We start from the raw sequence: 19,904 nt of genomic DNA, 5'->3' as shown, positions 1-19,904 counted from the left end.
ATAACTTGAATTTCTGGCCCGATCATTGCTTTATTGGTTGCAGCTATCACCGGCCACTAGGAATGAACCATGAAGCACGCAATCAAAAAGACAGGCCTCTACGTTGCAACAGCGATCGCATTGGCGTTCGGTTGTGCAAGCGCCGCCCAGGCAGCGACGGTTTCCTGGACTGATTGGACAAACACGAGTGCCGCTGCAAGCCAGGTTTTTGGCGACCTCGACATCAACGGTGCGCATGTCGGCGTCACCTTTACCGGCGCCTATGCGTTCGCACAGACAACGGGGGGCACCAATTACTGGTCGCCGGCAGCGCCATATCTCAGCAGCCTGGCTGGCAACGCACCACCCGCATCGGACATCATCGCACTGAGCACCGGCGGGACAGCCACGATCACCTTTTCACAGCCTGTCGTCGATCCGCTGATTGCGCTCGTGAGCTGGAACGGCAACACCGTCGACTTCGGCGTGCCGATCGAGGTTTTGAGCTACGGATCCGGCTATTGGGGCAACGGGACTCCAGTCCTTAACCCGACCAGCACCGGCTTCTTCGGCAACGGTGAAGTTCACGGCGTGATCCGTCTGCCGGGCACCTATAGCTCGGTGACATTCACACATACCACCGAGAACTGGCATGGATTCACTGTGGGCGCGATCGGCCAAGGTAACGGCAACGCGGTTCCAGAACCGGGATCGGTAGCTCTCATCTCCTTGGCGCTTTTCACACTCGGCGCCACCCTGCGCAGGCGTCGCAGCTGAGTCACGACAACGCCTTCAACACGACGTCGGTCGCGTATCTGCGCCGCTCCACACTGCCGGGCAGATCCTGGACGCCGCACGCGCACACAAGGCGCCCACGCAGCCGCTAAACTGCGCGCTTCGCTTGCCGACGCCGTAACCACCGCCTGGGTGGCCTGGGGTTCGCAGGCTTTTTTGCCTTTGCTCGCCCGCCCACGCCCAAGCCACCATGTCCACGGTCTTCAACTTCACCTTCGTTCCCTGGTTCCGCTCCGTGGCGCCGTATATCCACAAGTTCCGGCACCAGACCTTTGTGGTGGGGCTGACGGGCGAAGCCATTGCCGCGGGCAAGCTGCAGAACATCGTGCAGGATCTGGCCTTGATCCAGGCCATGGGCGTGAAGATCGTGCTGGTGCACGGCTTTCGCCCGCAGGTCAACGAACAGCTGGCGGCCAAGGGGCATGCCGCACGCTACTCGCTCGGCATGCGCATCACCGATCCGATCGCGCTGGACTGCGCCCAGGAGGCCGCGGGCCAGCTGCGCTACGAAATCGAGGCCGCCTTCAGCCAGGGCCTGCCCAACACCCCCATGGCGGGCTCGCGCGTGCGTGTGATCTCGGGCAACTTCCTGACCGCACGGCCGGTGGGCATCGTCGATGGGGTGGACTTCCAGCACACCGGCCTGGTGCGCAAGGTGGACGTGGAAGGCATACGCCGCACGCTGGCCTCCGAGGCCATGGTGCTCATCTCGCCGTTTGGCTTCTCGCCCACGGGCGAGGCCTTCAACCTGGCCATGGAGGAGGTGGCCACGCGCGTGGCCAGCGAGCTCAAGGCCGACAAGCTGCTGTTTTTGACCGAGGTGAGCGGCATACGCACCAAGCCCCTGGAGCCCGAGGGCGAGGACAACCCCATAGACACCGAGCTGCCCCTGGCCGCCGCGCGCCAGCTGCTGGCGCAGCTGCCCCCGGCGCAGCAGCCCACCGACATGGGGTTCTACCTGCAGCACTGCATACGCGCCTGCGAGCATGGCGTGGATCGCAGCCATATCCTGCCCTTCGCGCGCGACGGCGCCCTGCTGCTGGAGATCTACGTGCACGACGGCATCGGCACCATGGTCGTCGATGAAAAGCTGGAGGAAATGCGCGAGGCCACGATTGACGACGTGGGCGGCATCCTGCAATTGATCGAGCCCTTCGAGCGCGACGGCACCCTGGTCAAGCGCGACCGCACCGAGATCGAGCGCGATATCTCGGCTTACACCGTGATCGAACATGACGGCGTGATCTTTGGCTGCGCCGCGCTCTACCCCTACCCCGAGGCGAACACCGCCGAAATGGCCGCCGTCACCGTCTCGCCCAACAGCCAGGGCACGGGTGACGGTGAAAAGCTGCTCAAGCGCATAGAGCAGCGCGCGCGCCTGCTGGGCCTGGCCAGCATCTTCGTGCTGACCACGCGCACCATGCACTGGTTCATCAAGCGGGGCTTCCAGCCCGTGGCGCCCGACTGGCTGCCCGAGGCGCGCAAGCGCAAGTACAACTGGGATCGCAAGAGCCAGGTGCTGGTCAAGCGGCTGTGAGCGCGCCCGCCGTGCCTGCGGACCCGATGTAGCGCTCGCGCCGCTGGGCCTTGAGCTGCTGCACGTCCACCAGCACCAGGCCATCGACGCAATGGCTGAATTCCGGGTCCACGCCGAAGTCCAGGAAGCGCACGCCGCCCGGCTCGGCCACTTCCGTGTACTGCTTGTACAGCGTGGGCACGCTGCAGCCCAGGTGCGCCAGAAGGTGCTTGAGGCGCACGAAATCCGCGCTGCTGTCGCCGCTCGCCACCGTCTCCAGATCGCTGCCCGGCACGTAGGGGCGGCGGGCCTCGGCCACGCCGGGCTCGCCATAGTGGCTGCGGTAGTGGTGCACCAGCAGATCGCGCGCCGCCTGGGGCATGTCGCGCGAGAGCGAGACCGGGCCGAACAGGTAGCGGCACTCGGGATAGCGCCGCACGTAGGCGCCGATGCCGAACCACAGGTAGTCGAGCGAGCGCCGGCCCCAGTAGCGCGGCTGCACGAAGGAGCGGCCCAGCTCCAGCCCCTGCTGCAGGTACGGCACCATGCGCGGGCCGAACTGGAACAGGCTGTGCGTGTACAGCCCCTCTACGCCCTGGTCCTGCACCACCGCGGCCGTGCGCACCATGCGGTAGGCGCCGACGATCTCCAGATCCTGGGGATCCCACAGGATGAGGTGGTCGTAGATCAGGTCGTAGCGGTCCAGGTCGCGGCGCCGGCCGCTGCCCTCGCCGACGGCCCGGAAGGCGAGCTCGCGCAGCCGCCCCACTTCGCGCAGCACGGGCGAGTCCAGCGCGCCGCGGAACAGGTGGATGCGCTTGCCGTCCGGCGTCTGCCCCAGCAGTGCGCAGGCGCCCACGGCCTGGGCCAGCGCACTGCGGTCCACCGGATGGGCGACAGCCGTCTCGGTGTGCAGCAGGCCAGGCCTGTCCTGCGCCACACGGTACAGGTGCTTGCAGAACAGCTTGGCCTTGGCCGCGTCCGGCAAGGGCATGGCGCCGTGGCTGCTGTGCGGGATGGGGTGGCCGATGCGCAGGGCTATGCTCTTGCGGTGCTGGCCGAACATCTCCTGCACCAGCAGCAGCGTGGCCAGCGGCTTGTAGCACAGGGAGGCGCCATAGAACAGGGCCGAGTTGCGGCCGTCGATGTGGATGGGCACGATGGGCGCCTGCGTCTGCGCCGCCATCCGCAGAAAGCCGCTGTGCCAGCGCCCGTCGCGCACGCCGCCCGGGCGCAGGCGCGAGACCTCGCCGGCCGGGAAGATGATGACTGCCCCCTCGCCGCGCAGGTGCTCCAGGATGGCCTTGAGCTGCCGCGCGCCGCTGTGTCCGCCCAGCACCGTGACCGGCAGCAGCAGGCGCTGGAGGGGCGCGAGCGTGGCGAGCAGGCCGTTGGCGACGATCTTCACGTCGCTGCGGATGCTGCCCACCAGGTTGAGCAGCGCCAGCCCGTCGAGCGAGCCCAGGGGGTGGTTGGCAATGATGACCACGCGCCCGCGCGCCGGAATGCGCTCGCGCTCGTTGTCGCGCACCGCGTAGCTGAAGGCGAAATGCTCCAGCACCTGCTCGACGAACGGAAAGCCCTCCAGGTGCGGGTACTGCTGGGCGAAATGGCGGAAGCTCTGCTCGTGCAGCAGGCGGCGCAGCATGCCGCGCACGCCTTTGCTCAGCCACGGATGCCGCTGCAGTTGCGGCAGGTGCAGGTCGACGATCTGGTCCACGGAGATCATGGCGCTCACTCCCAGGTGCATGCGCCGGAGGGGGTCTCCGGCACTGCAGCCATGCTGAGGCCATGCCATGACGGGCGCGCGACAGGCCCGTGACCGATACGCGACAGGCGCGCGCCGCGCCCGCAGCGCGTCAGAGCCGCACGTCGTCGATCTGCTCGGGGTCGAGGAAGCGCTCGGCGTAGCGCTGGTACACCTTGCCCTGCACGAAGACATCGAACAGATCGGGGTCGATGTGACCACCCTTCACCATCTTGCGCATCACCGCCAACGCCTGTGACAGCGTCATGGACTGCTTGTAGGGACGATCGGCAGCGGTCAGCGCCTCGAAGATGTCGGCCAGGCCCAGCATGCGCGCCTGCCACGACAGCTGCTCGCGCTGGAGCCCGCGCGGGTAGCCCTTGCCATCCATGCGCTCATGGTGGCCACCGGCGTACTCGGGCACGTTGCGCAGGTGGCTGGGCCAGGGCAGGCTCTCCAGCATCTTGATGGTGGCCACGATGTGGTGGTTGATGATGCCGCGCTCGGTGCGCGTCAGCGTGCCCGAGCGGATGCTCAGGTTCTCCACCTCGTCGTCGGACAGAAAATCCTCCACCCAGCCCTCGGCGTTGCGCCAGCGGTGCGCGCTGCCTATGGCCTGCACGCGCGCCTGGTCCTCGGGCCGCATGGCCTCGCTGCCCAGGTTGCAGCGGCGCAGGAATGCGCGTTCCTCGTCCAGCTGCTGCCGCTGGTCTTGAAACCCATCCTGCAGGCGCGCCTCGGCGGCGGCGTCCACCTGCGGGCGCAGGGCGAGCTGGCGGCGCAGCATGTCGATCTCGGCATCGCGCTTGAGTACCTCAAAGCGCGTATCGACCAGCCCGATGCGGTCGAAAATGGTCTGCAGCTTGGTCGCCTTGTCCACCACATGCACCGGCGTGGTGATCTTGCCGCAGTCGTGCAGCAGGCCGGCCATCTTCAGCTCGTAGCGGTCGCGCTCGGTCTTGGCAAAGACGGGGCCAGCGGCCCATCTGTGGTGGCATGCGCCGCCTCGGCCAGCATCATGGTCAGTGCGGGCACGCGCTCGCAGTGGCCGCCGGTGTAGGGCGACTTTTCGTCGATGGCCAGGTTGATGAGGTTCACGAAGGACTCGAACAGGCGCTCCAGCTGCGTGATCAAGAGCCGATTGCTCAGCGCGATCGCCGCCTGCGAGGCCAGCGACTCGGCCAGGCTGCGGTCTTGCTGCGAAAAAGCGCGCACGGCGCCCGTGGCCGGGTCTATGGAATTGATCAGCTGCAGCACGCCGACCAGCTCACGATCGTGGTTGCGCAGCGGCACGGTGAGAAAGGAACGCGAGCGGTAGCCCGTGCTCAGGTCAAAGGCCCGGGCGCCGGCAAAGTTGAATTCGGTACTGTCATAGGCATCGGCAATGCTCACGGTATGGTCGTGCACGGCCGCATGCACGGCCACCAGTGAATCATTCGCTCGCCCATCAGGCAGATACAGCGGCAGGTCGGGAAATTCCACCGCCTGCTCGGAGCTGCCGCCCTGGTGCAAACCAAGCGAATGCGTGCGCATCAGCGCAAAGCGCAGCGCACTGCCGTCCTCGGTGACGCGGTACAGCGTGCCGGCATCGGCATGGGTGAGCATCTGCGCCGCATCCAGGATGCGTTCCAGCAGATGGTCGATATCACGCTCGCGTGACAACGCTGCCCCAACCTCGTTGAGCTGTTGCAGGCGCTGCAGCAGTTTCTGCATTGCATTGGGCATGCAGGTTCCCCTTGGTTCACCTAAAAATAGGATGCCTGACCTCCCCGGGCTGGGGTGATCCGGGGCGGATTGTCGTATTATTTGTTTACATATGTATGCAAAAGAAACAACAACCTGCGATGTGGATCAAGCCCCTGGGCAGGACTGCATCTCCCGCGCCGCGCCGCATACTGGAGGCAACTACCTGTTTCATCCCAGCCATGACTGCCCTGCCCGTGCTGTATTCGTTTCGTCGCTGCCCCTACGCCATGCGCGCGCGCCTGGCCCTGGTATATGCCGGCCTGACCTGCGAACTGCGCGAGGTACAGCTGCGCAACAAGCCCCAGGCGCTGCTGGACGCCTCCCCGAAAGGCACGGTGCCGGTGCTGGTGTTGGCCGGCGGCCGGGTGCTGGAACAAAGCCTGGACATCATGCTGCAGGCGCTGCACTACAACGACCCCGACGGCTGGCTGGCGCCCGGCAGCGGCACGCAGGCCGACATGCTGGCGCTGATAGCGCGCAACGATGGCTTCTTCAAGCAGGCGCTCGACCGCTGCAAATACCCCGAGCGCCACGGCGCCGCAGCCGTGCACCAGGCGCGGCTTGACGCGCAGGCTTGGCTATCGCAGCTCAATCAACAGGTGATGGCCAGCGGCCATCTTTTTGGCCACAAACCCAGCCTGGCCGACATGGCGCTGCTGCCCTTTGTGCGCCAGTACGCGCGCATCGACGAGGGGCAATGGACCGCCCAGCCATGGCCGCATCTGCAGGGCTGGCTGCAACGCTGGCTGGATTCGGCCCTGTTTGCCGAGATCATGCAGCGCCACCCGGCCTGGGCGCCGGGCATGGCCTGCGTCACGCTGGCTGGGTCGCGGGATGCTCGGGCCGGCGCGCATAGCGCTGCGCCAGCACCGCGCACACCATGAGCTGCAGTTGGTGGAAGATCATCAGCGGCAGCACGATGGCGCCCACGGTGCTGGAGGCAAACAGCACCTTGGCCATGGGCACGCCGCTGATCAGGCTCTTCTTGGAGCCGCAGAACACCAGCGTGATCTCGTCTTCCTTGGCAAAGCCCAGCGCGCGCGCGCCCCAGGTGGTCAGCGTCAGCACCAGGGTCAGCAGCACCGCGCACAACACCAGCAGGCCGGCCAGCGCGGGCAGCGGCGTCTCGCGCCACAGGCCGCTGACCACGGCCGCGCTGAAGGCCGAATACACCACCAGCAGGATGGAGCCCTGATCGACCAGCTTGACGCGCTTGGCGTGGCGGTGGATGAAGCCGCCGATCAGCGGACGCAGCAAATGGCCGACGATGAAGGGCAGCAGCAGCTGCAGCGAGATCTTGGAAATCGCCCCTAGCACGCTGCCGCCCTCGGCGCTGCGGCCCAGCACCAGCCCCACCAGGATGGGCGTGACCACGATGCCCAGCAGCGTGGAGGCTGATGCGCTGCACACCGCCGCCGGCATGTTGCCGCGCGCCATGGCCGTGAAGGCAATCGCCGACTGCACCGTGGCCGGCAGGGTGCACAAAAACAGCACGCCCAGGTACATCTCGGGCGTGACCAGCGGCTCCAGCACCGGGCGCAGAGCCCAGCCCAGCAGCGGGAACAGCGCAAAGGTGGCGGCAAAGATGCTCAGGTGCAGCCGCCAATGGCCCAGGCCGCCCAGGATGGCCTGGCGCGACAGCTTGGCGCCGTGCAGAAAGAACAGCAGGCTGACCACGCCGGTGGTCGCCACCTCCAGCACCCGGGCCATGGGGCCGGATGCCGGCAGCAGGCTGGCCAGAACCACCGTGCCCACCAGGGCCAGCGTGAAATGGTCGGGGGCGAAGCGCGGCAGGGCCATGGGTCAAGCCTTTGTCAGCGCAGGCCGCCGCCGGCCGGCTGCCTGCGCAGCAGCAGCGCCAGCAGCACCAGCGCAAACAGCACGAACCACACAAACGACCAGTTGGCGATGGAGCCGCCCAGGAAGGTCCAGTCGATGGCCGTGCAGTCGCCCGAACCGCGGAAGATCATGGGGATGGCGCGGCTCAGGGGGTAGTTCTCGACCATGCCATAGAAGTCGCGCCCGCAGGTCGCCACCTCGGGCGGGTACCACTGCAGCCAGCTCTGGCGGGCGGCGGTGAAGGCGCCAAAGCCGGCCAGCAGCAGGGCCAGCAAGCTCCAGCTAATCCACCAGCCTTTTTGGACTCTAAGGCTTGCCAGTCCTGCGCAAGCAGCTACACCAATAAGAGCATAACGCTGGACGATGCACATCGGGCATGGCTCCAGGCCCTGGGCATATTGCAGGTACAGGCCAAAAGCCAGCATGGCCAGGCAGACGGCGCACATCAGCGCCAGGGTGCGGCGCGGGGCGCCGGTGATCGCGTTCAGAAACACTCTTTCTCTTTCTTGCAGGGCCGGTGTTGACCACCACCCGGCAAGGGCGGGCGATGCATCAAATGCCGGCGGCTTCGTCCAAAAACACCTTGGCGCGGCGTGGTGTCACCACCAGCGTCTCGCCCTCGCGCAGCCCCATGGTGTGGAACTGCTGCGCCGAGATATGCGCCTCGATGAGCGCCTCGGGGGCCACATTGTCGGCGGATTCGGTAGCGCTTTCGGGCAATAGTTCCAGCCGCGCGACGGGCCCAACGACGATGGAGCGCGCCAGCTGCACCACCATGCCGCGCTGGCGCCCCTCGGCGTCCTGGGCCTGGCCGGGCGAATAGCGCTCGACCTCCAGGTCGTGCGGGCGCACATAGGCAAAGGCCTGGGCGCCATCGGCATGCTGGGCGTCGGGAATGTCCAGCTGCGTGCCCCCTTCCAGGTGCACGCGGCCGTCGTTGGCGCGGCCCTTGAACAGGTTCACGTCACCCAGAAACCCATACACGAAAGGGCTGGCCGGGTTGTCCCAGACCTGCTGCGGCGTGCCCTGCTGCTCGATCCTGCCCTGGTTGATGACGACCACGCGGTCGGCCACCTCCAACGCCTCCTCCTGGTCGTGCGTGACGAAGATGCTGGTCACATGCAGCTCGTCGTGAAGGCGGCGCAGCCAGCGGCGCAGTTCCTTGCGCACCTTGGCGTCCAGCGCGCCGAAGGGCTCGTCCAGCAGCAGCACCTTGGGCTCGACGGCCAGGGCGCGCGCCAGGGCGATGCGCTGACGCTGGCCGCCCGAGAGCTGCGAGGGGAAGCGCTCGGCGATCCAGTCCAGCTGCACCAGCTTGAGCAGGTTCATCACCTTGTCCCTGATCTGCGCCTCGCTCGGCCGCTCGCCGCGCGGCTTGACGCGCAGGCCGAAGGCCACGTTCTCGAACACCGTCATGTGGCGAAACAGCGCGTAGTGCTGGAACACAAAGCCCACGCCGCGCTCGCGCACATGCACGTCGGTGGTGTCCTCGCCGCTGAAGTGGATGCTGCCGCGATCCGGCGTCTCCAGCCCGGCAATGATGCGCAAGAGCGTGGTCTTGCCGCAGCCGGAGGGGCCCAGCAGCGCGATCAGCTCGCCGGACTGGATGTCCAGGTTCACGTCGCGCAGCGCGTGGAAGTTGCCGAACTGCTTGCTGACGTTGCGTATTTCTATACTCATGATTTGATAGCTATTGGCGCTTTATACATATGCCCTGCAGGCCAATCAGGCACTTGGCCGCTCGGGCGGCAGTGCGGCGGCGGCCTTGGCCTGCTGCTCGCCCTGCCATTCGGCGATCGACTTGATGACCAGGGTCACCAGCGCCAGCAGGGCCAGTAGCGATGCGGCGGCAAAGGCCGCGACCGACTGGTACTCGTTGTAGAGAATCTCCACATGCAGCGGAATGGTGTTGGTCTGGCCGCGGATATGGCCCGAAACCACCGACACCGCGCCGAACTCGCCCATGGCGCGCGCGTTGCACAGGATCACGCCATACACCAGTCCCCATTTGATGTTGGGCAGCGTCACATGCCAGAAGGTCTGCCAGCCGCTGGCTCCCAGCACGATGGCGGCCTGCTCCTCGTCGTTGCCCTGGGCCTGCATCAGCGGGATCAGCTCGCGCGCCACGAACGGGAAGGTGACGAACACGGTGGCCAGCACGATGCCCGGCACGGCAAAGATGATCTTGATGTCATGCTCCGCCAGCCAGCTGCCGAACCAGCCATTGGCGCCGAACACCAGCACATACATCAGGCCGGCGACCACCGGCGAGATGGAGAACGGCAGGTCGATCAGCGTGGTCAGAAAGGCCTTGCCCTTGAACTCGTACTTGGCAATGCACCAGGCCGCCGCCACGCCGAACACCAGGTTCAGCGGCACGGCGATCACGGCCGTCAGCAGCGTGAGCCGGATGGCCGACCAGGCATCGGGCTCGGCCAGGCCGGCCAGGTAGGCATCCCAGCCCTTGCGCAGCGCCTCGGTGAAGACGGCGGCCAGCGGCAGCAGCAAAAACAGCGCCAGAAAAGCCAGGGCCAGGCCGATCAGCGTGAAGCGCACCCAGGGCGCCTCGGTGGTGCCGGCCTGGGCGCGGCGTGTGGATGGGTTGGCAACGGCGCTCATGCCGGCATCCCCGCGTGGCGTCGCTGCCAGGCCTGTAGCGCATTGATGACCAGCAGCATGATGAAGGAGAAGAACAGCATCACAACGGCCACGGCGGTGGCACCAGCGGTGTCGTATTGCTCGAGCTTGCCGATGATGATCAGCGGCGTGATCTCGGACACCATGGGCATGTTGCCGGCGATGAAGATCACCGAACCGTATTCGCCGATGGCACGCGCAAAGGCCATGGCAAAGCCGGTCAGCAGCGCGGGCGTGATGCTGGGCAGGATCACCTTGGTGAACACCTGCCAGCGCGTGGCGCCGAGGCTGGTGGCCGCCTCTTCCAGTTCCTTCTCGCTGTCTTCGAGCACCGGCTGCACCGTGCGCACCACGAAGGGCAGGCCGATGAAGATCAGCGCGATCACCACGCCGTTGGGGTTGAAGGCCAGTTGTATGCCAAAGGGCTCGAAGTACTGCCCCACCCAGCCGTTGCCCGCCAGCAGCGCGGTCAGCGAGATGCCGGCCACGGCGGTGGGCAGGGCGAACGGCAGATCCACAAAGGCATCGACGATCTTCTTGCCCGGGAACTGGTAGCGCACCAGCACCCAGGCAATCAGCAGGCCAAACACCAGATTCACGCAGGCGGCGATGAAGGACGCGCCGAACGTCAGCTTGTAAGAGGCCAGCACGCGCGGCGCGCTGACGGCCTCCCAGAACTGCGGCCAGCTCAGCGAAAAGCTCTTGGCCAGCAGCGCCAGCAGCGGGATGAGCACGATGATGCTCAGGTAGAACAGCGTGTAGCCCAGCGTCAGGCCAAAACCGGGCAGCACGCGCTTAGGACGGCGCCGGGGTGCGGCCGCACCGGTCAGGTCACTGGCCGCGCCCATGGCGACACCGGGCAAGGCAATGGAGGAATTCACCGCGGCACCACCCTTATTTGCCGGGTTGGTACAGCTTGTCGAACTGGCCGCCGTCGTTGAAGTGCACCTTCTGCGCCTCGACCAGCGAGCCGAAGTACTTGGCCACGGCAAACTGCGGGATAGGCTTGAACAGGTCGGCATGTTTTTTGAGCACGGCCTCGGAGCGCGGGCGAATCGCGTGGCGGGCGGCAATCTCCTGCGCCTCGTCGGAGTACAGGTAGTCCAGGTAGGCCTTGGCCAGTTCGCCCGTGCCCTTCTTGGCGACGGTGCGCTCCACGATCGCCACCGGGTTCTTGGCGGTGATGCTCACCGAGGGGTAGACGGCATCGACCTTGCCCTTGCCGAACTCGCGCTCCACCGACACCACTTCGGACTCGAAGGTGATCAGCACGTCGCCAATGTTGCGCTGCAAGAAGGTGGCCGTGGCGTCGCGCCCGCCCTTGGCCAGCACCGGCACGTTCTTGTACATCTGGGTAATGAACTCTGCCGCCTGGGCATCGCTGCCACCCTTCTCGCGCACGCTGCCCCAGGCCGCCAGGTAGGCGTAGCGGCCATTGCCGCCGGTCTTGGGGTTGACGACGATGACCTTCACGTCGGGGCGGGTCAGGTCGGCCCAGTCCTTGATGTTCTTGGGGTTGCCGTGGCGCACCAGGAACAGCATGGTCGAGGTGGTGGGCGATGCCTCATGCGGGAATTTTTGTGCCCAGTCCTTCGCCACCACGCCGTTGTCAGCCAGGAACTGCACGTCGGTCGTGGTGTTGAAGGTCACCACGTCGGCGGCCAGGCCGTCGTTGACGGCACGCGCCTGGGCACTGGAGCCCGCGTGCGCCTGATCCACCTTGATATCGACGCCCTTGGTCTTCTTGTAATGGGCGATGAAGGCCTGGTTGTAGTCCTTGTAGAACTCGCGCGCCACGTCGTAAGAGACGTTGAGCAGCGACTGCGCCTGTGCCGATGCGAGCCCGCTGGCGGCCAGAGCCAGGGTGGCGAAAACGGTCTTGAACTTGATTCGGGTTGTCATGGGTGCCTCTCCGGATTGCAGGAATGGGAGGCATTGTGGGGAGAGGCTCTTAAAACTCAAAAGAATATATGGTTGTGAATTTATAGAAAATTCATCTATTGAGGCGCGTCACCCTTGGCCCCCCTTGCCGTTTCACCCAGAAAGTCCAGAAAGCCGCGCACTGCGGGTGACAGCCCCCGGCGCGAGGCGAACACCGCATGCACGATGCCGGGGGGCTGCGACCATTCGGGCAGCAGCTGGACCAGCCGGCCCTGCTGCAGCTCATGCTGGCACATGTAGTCGGGCAGCCAGCACAGGCCGGTGCCGGCCAGGGCGGCGTATTTCAGCGTCAGCAGGTCGTCGGCCACATAGCGCGGCGCAAGCTGCACCGTCTCCTCGCGGCCACCTGGGCCGGTAAGGCGCAGGCTGGTACGCCCGTCGGTAGCCGACATGGCCAGCGTGTCCATGCCGACCAGATCCTGCAGCGTCGCCGGCATGCCCTGGCGCGCCAGTTGCGCGGGGCTGGCCACCAGCAGCTGCCGCCCCTCGTCCAGGCGCTTGACGATCATGCTGCCGCTGTTGTCCAGCGTGGCGCGCACGCGCAGGGCGACGTCCACCCCCTCCTCCACCACGTTGACCACGCGGTTGGTGACCTGCATCTCCAGCCGCACCTGCGGGTGGCGTTCCAGAAACACGGGCATCAACCGTGCCAGTACCGTCTGCGCCAGCGTCACCGGGCAGGTCACGCGCACCGTACCGCGCGGCTCGGACTGCACCTGGGCCACGGCGTCCGCCGCGGCCTGGGCCGATTCGCGCATCGCCTGGCAGTGACGCAGGTAGGCCTCGCCCACCTCGGTCAGCGACAGGGTGCGCGTGGTGCGCTGCAGCAGGCGCACGCCCAGGGCGGCCTCCAGCTCGGCCACGCGGCGCGACAGGCGCGACTTGGGGATGCCCAGGGCCCGGCCCGCAGCGGCAAAGCCGCCGCGCTCGGCCACCTCGGCGAAATACAGCATGTCGTTCAGGTCTTGCATCGTGGTGTTTGTTATCAAATTCAGGACAATCTATCGCAATACACAGAACTTATCAAGTATTCAGGACGAACTACAATTCAACCAACGCCCAAACCAAGGGTTAACCCAGACACAGGAGATTCCATGCAACTGCTGCACATCGATTCGGCCATCACCGGCCACCAGTCCGTTTCGCGCCAGCTCACGGCCCAGATCGTCGAGGCCTGGCAGGCCAGCCACCCCGCCACCCAGGTGCAATACCTGGATCTGGTGGCCGAGGCCCCGGCCCACTTCACCATGGACGCCATGGCCCCCCGCACCGGCCAGACCGAGGGGCTGAGCGAGGCGCAGCAGCGCGAGAACGCCGTATCCGAGCGCCTGGTGCGCCAGTTCCTGGCGGCCGATGTGGTGGTGATCGGCGCGCCGTTCTACAACTTCAGCATTCCCACGCAGCTCAAGGCCTGGATCGATCGCCTGGCCCAGCCTGGCCGCACCTTCCGCTACACCGCCAATGGTCCCGAGGGCCTGGCCAAGGGCAAGACGGTGATCATCGCGTCCAGTCGCGGCGGCGTGTACTCCACCAGCGATACCGGCCAGGCCATGGAGCACCAGGAGAGCTACCTGCAGACCGTGCTCGGCTTCTTTGGCGTGACAGATGTACGCTTCGTGCGCGCCGAGGGCGTGGCCATGGGTGCCGATGCCAAGGCCCAGGCGCTCGCGGCCGCCGCGCAGGCCATTGCCGCGCATGTCCAGCACCCCGAAGCCGCCAACCGCGAGCGCCTGGCCGAAGTCGCCTGAGGCGCCACTCTGAATAAGCCCCCTGCCCTGCTGGTTGCCGCCTGCGCGTAGCATGGCTGGATGACCGGCGCAACACCTGACACCCCGGCCGCGTCAGCCGAGCTGACGCCGGCACGGCGCGTGCTGGTGTTCTGCATCGTCTCGCTGGCGTTGCTGATGATGTCGGTGGACTCAACCATCGTCGCCACCGCCCTGCATGCACTGCAGCAGGATCTGCACACCAGCGAGAACTGGGCCGGCTGGAGCATTACCACCTACGCCTTCGGCTTCGTGCTCATGCTGCCCATCAGCGGCCGGCTCAGCGACCGCTACGGGCGCCGGCGCGTGTTCCTGGGCTCGGTGATCACCTTCACGGCCGCGTCGCTGGCCTGTGGCCTGGCCCACGACATCGTCACCCTGGTGCTGCTGCGCGCGCTGCAGGCCGCCGGCGGGGCCGGCTTCACGCCCTCGGCCACGGGCATCGTGGTCGATCATTTCGGCCAGGCGCGCGACCGCGCCGTGGGCCTGTTTGGCACCATCTTTCCCATAGGGGCCATGATCGGCCCCATTTTTGGCGGCCTGTTCGTCACCTACGCCGGCTGGCGCGACGTGTTCTTCGTGAACGTGCCCATAGGCCTGGTCGTTGCCGTGCTGGCACTGCGCTACATACCGCGCGACCCGCCCCAAGGGCAGCACCAGCGGCTGCGCATGGATGGCGCGGGCATGGCCCTGTTGGCCGTGACGCTGTTTGCCTGCATGCTGGTGGCCAGCTACCTGGGTGAGGCGCATGCGCCGGTCGGGCCGGCCCTGCTCGCCCTGCTGGCCGGTGTGGCCGGCGTCAGCGGCTGGCTGTTCCTGCGCCATGTGGCGCGCGCCGAGCCGCCCTTCATCAGCCCGCGGCTGATCCATGGGCCCGGCTTTGGCGTGGTGAACCTGGTGAACATGGTCTATGGCGGCATCAGCATAGGCGCCGTGGCATTGATCCCGCTGTACGCAAGCAACCGCTACGGCATGAATGCGCTGTATGCCGGCACGCTGCTCGTGGCCCAGGGCTGCGCTTCCATCGTGCTGTCGGTGCTGGCCACCATGGCGCTGCGGCGCACCGGCTATCGGCTGCCGCTGTACGTGGGCGGCGCCATCAGCGCCGTGGGCATGCTGCTGGTGGCACTGGCGCCACCGGCGGGCATGGCGCCGCATGCCTGGCTGACCGGTGCAGCCCTGGTGCTGGGCCTGGGCACGGGCGCGGTGAATCCGGCCAGCCGCAATGCCGGGCTGCAGCTGGCACCCCAGGAGTCGTCATCCATTGCCGGGCTGCGTTCGCTGTGCTTTCAGCTGGGCACCATCGCCGTGGTGTCGCTGGCCACGGCGGCCCTGGCGGGCGCCGCGGATGCGGGCATGCGCCAGGCCTGGGTGTATGCGGCCGTGGCCGCTCTGTTGTTGCTGGCGCTGCCCCTGGTTGCCCGCGTGCCGGAGCACCACGGCGCCTGGTAACCCCGGGTTCAGGCGTTGTGGCGCTTGACCCAGGCGACGTAGCTATCCATCCAAGCCTGCAAGAACGCCCTGCTGACCTCGCCAATGCTGCCGTCGGCATTGAACAAGGCGTCGCTGTTCTGGATGAAGGCCTCGGGCTGGGCCATGGTGGGCATGTTCAGGAACACCAGCACATTGCGCAAATGCTGCTGCGCCATGGCCGTGCCAATGGTGCCTATGGACACACCTATCACCCCGGCGGGCTTGTTGGCCCAGGCGCTGTGGCCGTAGGGGCGCGAGGCGTTGTCTATGGCGTTCTTGAGCACACCGGGGATGGAGCGGTTGTATTCGGCCGTGACGAACAACACCCCCTGGGACTCTGCCACCTCCTGCTTCAGGCGCAGTACCGGGGCTGGCTGGTGGCCGTCGTCGTCCTGGTTGTACAGCGGCAGGTCGTCGATGCGCGGGTAGTGGAACTCGAACTCGGGCGCGCCCAGGCGCGTGAGGGCGTGGGCCAGGCGGCGGTTGTGCGAATCCTTGCGCAGGCTGCCGACAATGACGGCAATGCGATATTTGCTCATAAGAAATCTCCAGTCAGGGGGGTTATGACTGTGGGCAGCTTATGAGCCCGCCGCGTATTGCGCTGTCGGACAACAGGCCATCAACCAGCCATTACCAGCCAGCCAGCACCGAACCCTTGAACTGGGTGTCGATGAACTGGCGTATCTCCGGGCTGTGATAGGCCTTGACCAGCTGCGCCACCCAGGGCTTGTCCTTGTCGGCGGCGCGCACCACCAGCAGGTTCACATAGGGGCCGTCCGGGTTCTCCTGGGCGATGGCGTCGGTCTTGGGGTTCAGGCCGGCCGAGATCGCAAAGTTGGTGTTGATGGCCGAGGCGTCCAGGTCGTCGAGCGAGCGCGGCAGCTGGGCGGCGTCAAGCTCGATGAACTTGAGCTTCTTGGGGTCGCCCACCACGTCCAGCGGCGTGGCCTTCAGGCCCGCGCCGTCCTTGAGCTTGATCAGGCCCTGGGCCTGGAGCAGCAGCAGTACGCGGCCACCATTGGTAGGGTCGTTGGGAATGCCGAAGCGCGCGCCCTCCTTCAGATCGGCCAGTTTCTTGATCTTTTTGGAGTAAATGCCGATCGGGAAGTTGACCGTGTTCGCCGCCACGGCGAACGGATAGCCGCGATCCTTGATCTGCGCATCCAGATAGGGCTTGTGTTGGTAGCTGTTGGCGTCCAGGTCGCCCGCGGCCAGGGCGGCGTTGGGCTGCACATAGTCGCTGAACTCCACCACCTGGATCTTCAGGCCCTGTTTGTCCGCCACCTTCTTCACCTGCTCGAAGATCTGCGCATGCGGGCCCGCCGTCACGCCAATCTTCAGCGGCTTGTCCTGTGCCATGGCGGCGCCGCCAAGGCCGGTGGCCAGCGCCAGGGCCAGGGTGGATTGAAGCAGGGAGCGTTTGGAAATCACGATGAAACCTTTCTTGTGCAATCGGCCGCCTATCGTAGACCTGTCGCAATACCGGCGAGGCCAGTAAGTTCCACAATCACGGCATGCATGCCGCCACCCGCCCGATTGTCTTTCGCGACCGCCTGGACGCCGCCCGGCGCCTGGCCGAGCGGCTACAGGCCTATGCCGGCCAGAACCCCTTGGTGCTGGCCATTCCGCGCGGCGCCGTGCCCATGGCGCAATGCATCGCCCAGGCGCTGCGGGGCGAGCTGGACCTGGTGCTGGTGCGCAAGCTGGGCGCGCCCTACCAGCCCGAATACGCCATCGGCTCGGTCGATGAGAGCGGCTGGACCTACCTGTCGCCGCACGCCGCGGCGACGGGCGCCGATGCGCATTACATCGCCACCGAAAAGCGCCGGCAGCTGCGGCTGATCCACCAGCGGCGCGCGCAGTACACGCCGATACGCCCACCGCTGGAGGTGGCCGGGCGCATCGTCATCGTGGTGGACGACGGCCTGGCCACCGGGGCCACCATGGCCGCTGCGCTGCACAGCCTGCGCCAGCGCAAGCCTGCCCGGCTGATCTGCGCCGTGCCCGTGGCCTCGCACGAGGCGCTGGCCCTGGTGCGCCCGCTGGCCGACGAGGTGGCATGCCTGCAGGCGCCGCAAGACTTCGAGGCCGTGGGCCAGTACTACGAGGATTTCACCCAGGTGGAGGATGACGAGGTCATTCAGATACTAAGCAAATGGGCCTCCAACGCTTATCTATAAAGCGTGAGCAGCTATCAAATCAGAAGTAGATATCAGCGGTGCGACATGCGCCGCACCACCCAGTCGCCCAGGCTCTGTATTGCCTGCACGAAGACGATCAGGATCACCACCACCGCCAGCATCACGTCGGGCAGAAAGCGCTGGTAGCCATAGCGGATGCCCAGGTCGCCCAGGCCGCCGCCGCCCACGGCGCCGGCCATGGCCGAATAACCAGTCAGGCTCACAAAGCTGATGGTCAGCCCGGCGACGATGCCCGGCATGGCCTCGGGCAGCAGCACCTTCCAGACAATCTGGCCGGTGGTCGCGCCCATGGACTGCGCGGCCTCGACCAGGCCGCCGTCCACCTCGCGCAGCGCAGTCTCGACCAGGCGCGCGATGAAGGGCGCGGCCGCCAGCGTCAGCGGCACCACGGCCGCCCAGGTGCCGATCGACGTGCCCGTGACCAGGCGCGTGAACGGGATGATGGCCACCAGCAGGATGATGAAGGGCGTGGAGCGCACGGCATTCACGATGCCGCCAACTACGGTGTTAGCCGGGGCGTTCTGCAGGATGCCGCCCTTGTCGGTCAGGCGCAAAAACACCCCCAACGGAATGCCCACCAGCGCGCCGAGGATGCCCGACGCGCCGACCATGATTACCGTCTCCCACAGCGAGGTGGCAAACAGCTCCAGCATCATTTCGGAAAAATTCTCGAACACCATCCGCTCCTTATGCGCTCACGTCCACGGTGCGCACCACCACCCCCTGGGCGCGCAGATAGTCGATGGCCGCGCCAATGCGCGCCATGGGGCCGCTGGCGTACACCGCCAGCGAGCCAAAGGTCTGCTCCTGGATCTCATCGATCTGGCCGTGCAGGATGGACAGATCCAGCCCCAGCTCGCGGATCAGGTGCGACAGGATGGGCTCGTAGGCATGCTCGCCGGCGTAGGACAGGCGCAGCAGCTGGCCGCTGGCCCCCGCCTCAAGCCGCGCCGCCAGGCTGCGCACGCGCGAGAGCACGCCAGCCGGCAGCTCCTGCGGCACGATCTCGTCGATCAGGCTCTTGGTGATGTCCTGCTGGGGCTTGGTGAACACATCGATCACCGGGCCCATCTCGACGATGCGGCCGGCTTCGATCACCGCCACGCGGTCGGCGATCTGCTTGATGACCTGCATCTGGTGCGTGATCAAGACCACGGTCACGCCCAGCTCGCGGTTCACCTGGCGCAGCAGGTCCAGGATGGAGCGCGTGGTTTCGGGGTCCAGCGCACTCGTGGCCTCGTCGGACAGCAGCACCTTCGGACTGCTGGCCAGCGCGCGCGCAATGCCCACGCGCTGCTTTTGCCCGCCTGAGATCTGCGCCGGGTAACGGTCGGCCAGATGCGCCAGGCCCACCATGTCGAGCAGCGGATCGACACGCTTCTTGATCTTGTCCGGCGCCATGCCGGCCAGCTCCAGCGGCAGCGCGGCGTTGCCGTACACGGTGCGCGACGACAGCAGGTTGAAATGCTGGAACACCATGCCGATCTCGCGGCGCGCGGCGCGCAGCTCGGCGTCACTCAGTTGCGTCATGTCGCGCCCCGCCACCATGACCTGGCCGGCCGACGGGCGGTTCAGCAGATTGATGACGCGCACCAGCGAGCTCTTGCCCGCGCCCGAGCGCCCGATGATGCCGAACACCTCGCCCGGCGTGACATGCAGGTCGATGCCGCGCAGGGCCTCGACCGGGCCTTGTGGGCCCTGGTAAATCTGGGTGATACCCCGGAGATCGATCATGGAAAACGAGGAAAAATGCCGCGCAAGGCCATTCACATGCCTGCGCAACTATCAAAAAAATAGCGGCTTGCGCTGAATGGGCAAGCCGGATGGCGCTATTTTACGCCCAGTCGTGGAAACCGCGCCTCAGCGCCAGCCCAACAGCAGGATGGCGATGTTCACCGCCAGGCCCAGGCCCCAGACCAGGCTGCGCGCCATGGCCTTGTCGCCCACATACAGGGCGATATAGGCCAGGCGCAGGACGATGAAGGCGCAGGCCAGCTGATCCAGGCGCGCCTGCGGCGCACCCAGCTGGTGGGCGATGATGACCGCGCCGATGAAGAACGGCAGGCCTTCGAAGCCGTTGGCCTGGGCCGCATTGGCGCGGGCACGCCAGCCGCTTTGCGCCGCCAGCCAGGCGCGCGGGTCGCGGTTGCCGCCCCTGGGCATGGCCCCGGCCTTGGCCAGGAGGGCACAAAACATGGGCAGCAGCGCCGCCACCAGCACGCAGCCGTACGCCAGGGTGAAAGAGGTGTTGGACATTGGGGCCT

The 19,904-nt window shown here is 66.5% G+C and carries 19 protein-coding genes and 1 pseudogene; 6 read left to right on the top strand and 14 right to left on the bottom strand.

What is annotated here, in order from left to right; genetic code table 11:
* Positions 1-69 precede the first annotated feature (69 nt).
* Positions 70-756 carry a PEP-CTERM sorting domain-containing protein gene (locus tag P4826_RS03185; protein ID WP_317702515.1) on the top strand — a complete coding sequence of 229 codons (687 nt, stop codon included), beginning with the start codon at positions 70-72 and terminating at the stop codon, positions 754-756.
* Between the two features lie 208 nt (positions 757-964).
* Complete coding sequence (gene argA, locus P4826_RS03180; protein WP_317702514.1) at positions 965-2,311, top strand: amino-acid N-acetyltransferase; 1,347 nt, start codon at positions 965-967, stop codon at positions 2,309-2,311.
* Here argA and olsF read toward each other — a convergent pair.
* Positions 2,298-4,019 (bottom strand): bifunctional ornithine lipid synthase OlsF, encoded by a 1,722-nt coding sequence (olsF, locus tag P4826_RS03175; protein WP_317702513.1) that lies wholly within the window; start codon positions 4,017-4,019, stop codon positions 2,298-2,300. The two genes, argA and olsF, sit on opposite strands and share 14 nt — an antisense overlap.
* A gap of 130 nt (positions 4,020-4,149) precedes the next feature.
* Positions 4,150-5,762, bottom strand: a pseudogene (locus P4826_RS03170) (HD domain-containing phosphohydrolase).
* A gap of 200 nt (positions 5,763-5,962) precedes the next feature.
* Between P4826_RS03170 and P4826_RS03165 the strand changes: the two are divergent.
* Complete coding sequence (locus tag P4826_RS03165; protein ID WP_317702512.1) at positions 5,963-6,667, top strand: glutathione S-transferase; 705 nt, start codon at positions 5,963-5,965, stop codon at positions 6,665-6,667.
* Here P4826_RS03165 and P4826_RS03160 read toward each other — a convergent pair.
* The 7 genes from P4826_RS03160 to P4826_RS03130 form a co-directional block, all read right to left on the bottom strand.
* Positions 6,597-7,583, bottom strand: a complete 987-nt coding sequence (locus P4826_RS03160; RefSeq protein WP_317702511.1) for a bile acid:sodium symporter family protein — start codon at positions 7,581-7,583, stop codon at positions 6,597-6,599. The genes P4826_RS03165 and P4826_RS03160 overlap by 71 nt on opposite strands.
* A 14-nt stretch (positions 7,584-7,597) precedes the next feature.
* Complete coding sequence (locus tag P4826_RS03155) at positions 7,598-8,068, bottom strand: disulfide bond formation protein B (protein WP_317703702.1); 471 nt, start codon at positions 8,066-8,068, stop codon at positions 7,598-7,600.
* Between the two features lie 106 nt (positions 8,069-8,174).
* The gene (locus P4826_RS03150) at positions 8,175-9,302 is read right to left on the bottom strand and encodes a sulfate/molybdate ABC transporter ATP-binding protein (protein WP_317702510.1); all 1,128 of its coding nucleotides are present in this window, start codon (positions 9,300-9,302) and stop codon (positions 8,175-8,177) included.
* A gap of 45 nt (positions 9,303-9,347) precedes the next feature.
* Positions 9,348-10,241, bottom strand: a complete 894-nt coding sequence (cysW, locus tag P4826_RS03145) for a sulfate ABC transporter permease subunit CysW (protein ID WP_317702509.1) — start codon at positions 10,239-10,241, stop codon at positions 9,348-9,350.
* Positions 10,238-11,107, bottom strand: coding sequence for a sulfate ABC transporter permease subunit CysT (cysT, locus tag P4826_RS03140; protein ID WP_317703701.1), 870 nt, complete (start codon positions 11,105-11,107; stop codon positions 10,238-10,240). The genes cysW and cysT overlap by 4 nt, the downstream gene beginning before the upstream one ends.
* 46 nt (positions 11,108-11,153) lie before the next feature.
* Positions 11,154-12,161: a sulfate ABC transporter substrate-binding protein gene (locus P4826_RS03135; RefSeq protein ID WP_317702508.1), complete on the bottom strand. Its 1,008-nt coding sequence runs from the start codon at positions 12,159-12,161 to the stop codon at positions 11,154-11,156.
* A 95-nt stretch (positions 12,162-12,256) separates the two neighbouring features.
* Positions 12,257-13,171, bottom strand: coding sequence for a LysR family transcriptional regulator (locus tag P4826_RS03130; RefSeq protein WP_317702507.1), 915 nt, complete (start codon positions 13,169-13,171; stop codon positions 12,257-12,259).
* Positions 13,172-13,294: 123 nt separating this feature from the next.
* On the opposite strand from P4826_RS03130, the gene P4826_RS03125 reads away from it, so the two are divergent.
* Together P4826_RS03125 and P4826_RS03120 are read left to right on the top strand one after the other, a co-directional pair.
* A complete protein-coding gene (locus tag P4826_RS03125) occupies positions 13,295-13,948 on the top strand; it encodes an FMN-dependent NADH-azoreductase (protein WP_317702506.1) in 654 nt (217 codons plus the stop codon).
* 60 nt (positions 13,949-14,008) lie between these two features.
* The gene (locus P4826_RS03120) at positions 14,009-15,418 is read left to right on the top strand and encodes an MFS transporter (protein WP_317702505.1); all 1,410 of its coding nucleotides are present in this window, start codon (positions 14,009-14,011) and stop codon (positions 15,416-15,418) included.
* Between the two features lie 8 nt (positions 15,419-15,426).
* Here the strand turns inward: P4826_RS03120 and P4826_RS03115 are convergent, their stop codons facing one another.
* Together P4826_RS03115 and P4826_RS03110 are read right to left on the bottom strand one after the other, a co-directional pair.
* On the bottom strand, positions 15,427-15,978 hold the full coding sequence (locus tag P4826_RS03115) for an NADPH-dependent FMN reductase (protein WP_317702504.1): 552 nt from the start codon (positions 15,976-15,978) through the stop codon (positions 15,427-15,429).
* A gap of 91 nt (positions 15,979-16,069) precedes the next feature.
* Positions 16,070-16,870 (bottom strand): MetQ/NlpA family ABC transporter substrate-binding protein, encoded by an 801-nt coding sequence (locus P4826_RS03110; RefSeq protein WP_317702503.1) that lies wholly within the window; start codon positions 16,868-16,870, stop codon positions 16,070-16,072.
* 83 nt (positions 16,871-16,953) lie between these two features.
* On the opposite strand from P4826_RS03110, the gene P4826_RS03105 reads away from it, so the two are divergent.
* Positions 16,954-17,619, top strand: a complete 666-nt coding sequence (locus tag P4826_RS03105; protein WP_317702502.1) for a phosphoribosyltransferase — start codon at positions 16,954-16,956, stop codon at positions 17,617-17,619.
* A 32-nt stretch (positions 17,620-17,651) separates the two neighbouring features.
* Here P4826_RS03105 and P4826_RS03100 read toward each other — a convergent pair whose 3' ends face one another.
* The 3 genes from P4826_RS03100 to P4826_RS03090 all read right to left on the bottom strand — a co-directional run bounded on the left by P4826_RS03100 (position 17,652) and on the right by P4826_RS03090 (position 19,896).
* Positions 17,652-18,317: a methionine ABC transporter permease gene (locus P4826_RS03100; protein WP_317703700.1), complete on the bottom strand. Its 666-nt coding sequence runs from the start codon at positions 18,315-18,317 to the stop codon at positions 17,652-17,654.
* A 10-nt stretch (positions 18,318-18,327) separates the two neighbouring features.
* Positions 18,328-19,374 (bottom strand): methionine ABC transporter ATP-binding protein, encoded by a 1,047-nt coding sequence (locus P4826_RS03095; protein WP_317702501.1) that lies wholly within the window; start codon positions 19,372-19,374, stop codon positions 18,328-18,330.
* A gap of 126 nt (positions 19,375-19,500) precedes the next feature.
* A complete protein-coding gene (locus tag P4826_RS03090) occupies positions 19,501-19,896 on the bottom strand; it encodes an MAPEG family protein (protein ID WP_317702500.1) in 396 nt (131 codons plus the stop codon).
* Positions 19,897-19,904: the final 8 nt, after the last annotated feature.

The sequence above is a fragment of the Diaphorobacter limosus genome, assembly GCF_033100095.1.
Taxonomy (GTDB): domain Bacteria; phylum Pseudomonadota; class Gammaproteobacteria; order Burkholderiales; family Burkholderiaceae_C; genus Alicycliphilus; species Alicycliphilus limosus.
The sequence above is the reverse complement of the archived record's forward strand: the minus strand, read 5'-3'. Positions and strand labels throughout refer to the sequence as shown.

What these genes read in the sequence shown, in the direction of transcription:
- P4826_RS03185 (WP_317702515.1), top strand. Translation starts at nt 70, where the DNA reads ATGAAGCACGCAATCAAAAAGACAGGCCTCTACGTTGCAACAGCGATC.
- argA (WP_317702514.1), top strand. Translation starts at nt 965, where the DNA reads ATGTCCACGGTCTTCAACTTCACCTTCGTTCCCTGGTTCCGCTCCGTG.
- olsF (WP_317702513.1), bottom strand. Translation starts at nt 4,019, where the DNA reads ATGATCTCCGTGGACCAGATCGTCGACCTGCACCTGCCGCAACTGCAG.
- P4826_RS03165 (WP_317702512.1), top strand. Translation starts at nt 5,963, where the DNA reads ATGACTGCCCTGCCCGTGCTGTATTCGTTTCGTCGCTGCCCCTACGCC.
- P4826_RS03160 (WP_317702511.1), bottom strand. Translation starts at nt 7,583, where the DNA reads ATGGCCCTGCCGCGCTTCGCCCCCGACCATTTCACGCTGGCCCTGGTG.
- P4826_RS03155 (WP_317703702.1), bottom strand. Translation starts at nt 8,068, where the DNA reads ATGTGCGCCGTCTGCCTGGCCATGCTGGCTTTTGGCCTGTACCTGCAA.
- P4826_RS03150 (WP_317702510.1), bottom strand. Translation starts at nt 9,302, where the DNA reads ATGAGTATAGAAATACGCAACGTCAGCAAGCAGTTCGGCAACTTCCAC.
- cysW (WP_317702509.1), bottom strand. Translation starts at nt 10,241, where the DNA reads ATGAGCGCCGTTGCCAACCCATCCACACGCCGCGCCCAGGCCGGCACC.
- cysT (WP_317703701.1), bottom strand. Translation starts at nt 11,107, where the DNA reads ATGGGCGCGGCCAGTGACCTGACCGGTGCGGCCGCACCCCGGCGCCGT.
- P4826_RS03135 (WP_317702508.1), bottom strand. Translation starts at nt 12,161, where the DNA reads ATGACAACCCGAATCAAGTTCAAGACCGTTTTCGCCACCCTGGCTCTG.
- P4826_RS03130 (WP_317702507.1), bottom strand. Translation starts at nt 13,171, where the DNA reads ATGCAAGACCTGAACGACATGCTGTATTTCGCCGAGGTGGCCGAGCGC.
- P4826_RS03125 (WP_317702506.1), top strand. Translation starts at nt 13,295, where the DNA reads ATGCAACTGCTGCACATCGATTCGGCCATCACCGGCCACCAGTCCGTT.
- P4826_RS03120 (WP_317702505.1), top strand. Translation starts at nt 14,009, where the DNA reads ATGACCGGCGCAACACCTGACACCCCGGCCGCGTCAGCCGAGCTGACG.
- P4826_RS03115 (WP_317702504.1), bottom strand. Translation starts at nt 15,978, where the DNA reads ATGAGCAAATATCGCATTGCCGTCATTGTCGGCAGCCTGCGCAAGGAT.
- P4826_RS03105 (WP_317702502.1), top strand. Translation starts at nt 16,954, where the DNA reads ATGCATGCCGCCACCCGCCCGATTGTCTTTCGCGACCGCCTGGACGCC.
- P4826_RS03095 (WP_317702501.1), bottom strand. Translation starts at nt 19,374, where the DNA reads ATGATCGATCTCCGGGGTATCACCCAGATTTACCAGGGCCCACAAGGC.
- P4826_RS03090 (WP_317702500.1), bottom strand. Translation starts at nt 19,896, where the DNA reads ATGTCCAACACCTCTTTCACCCTGGCGTACGGCTGCGTGCTGGTGGCG.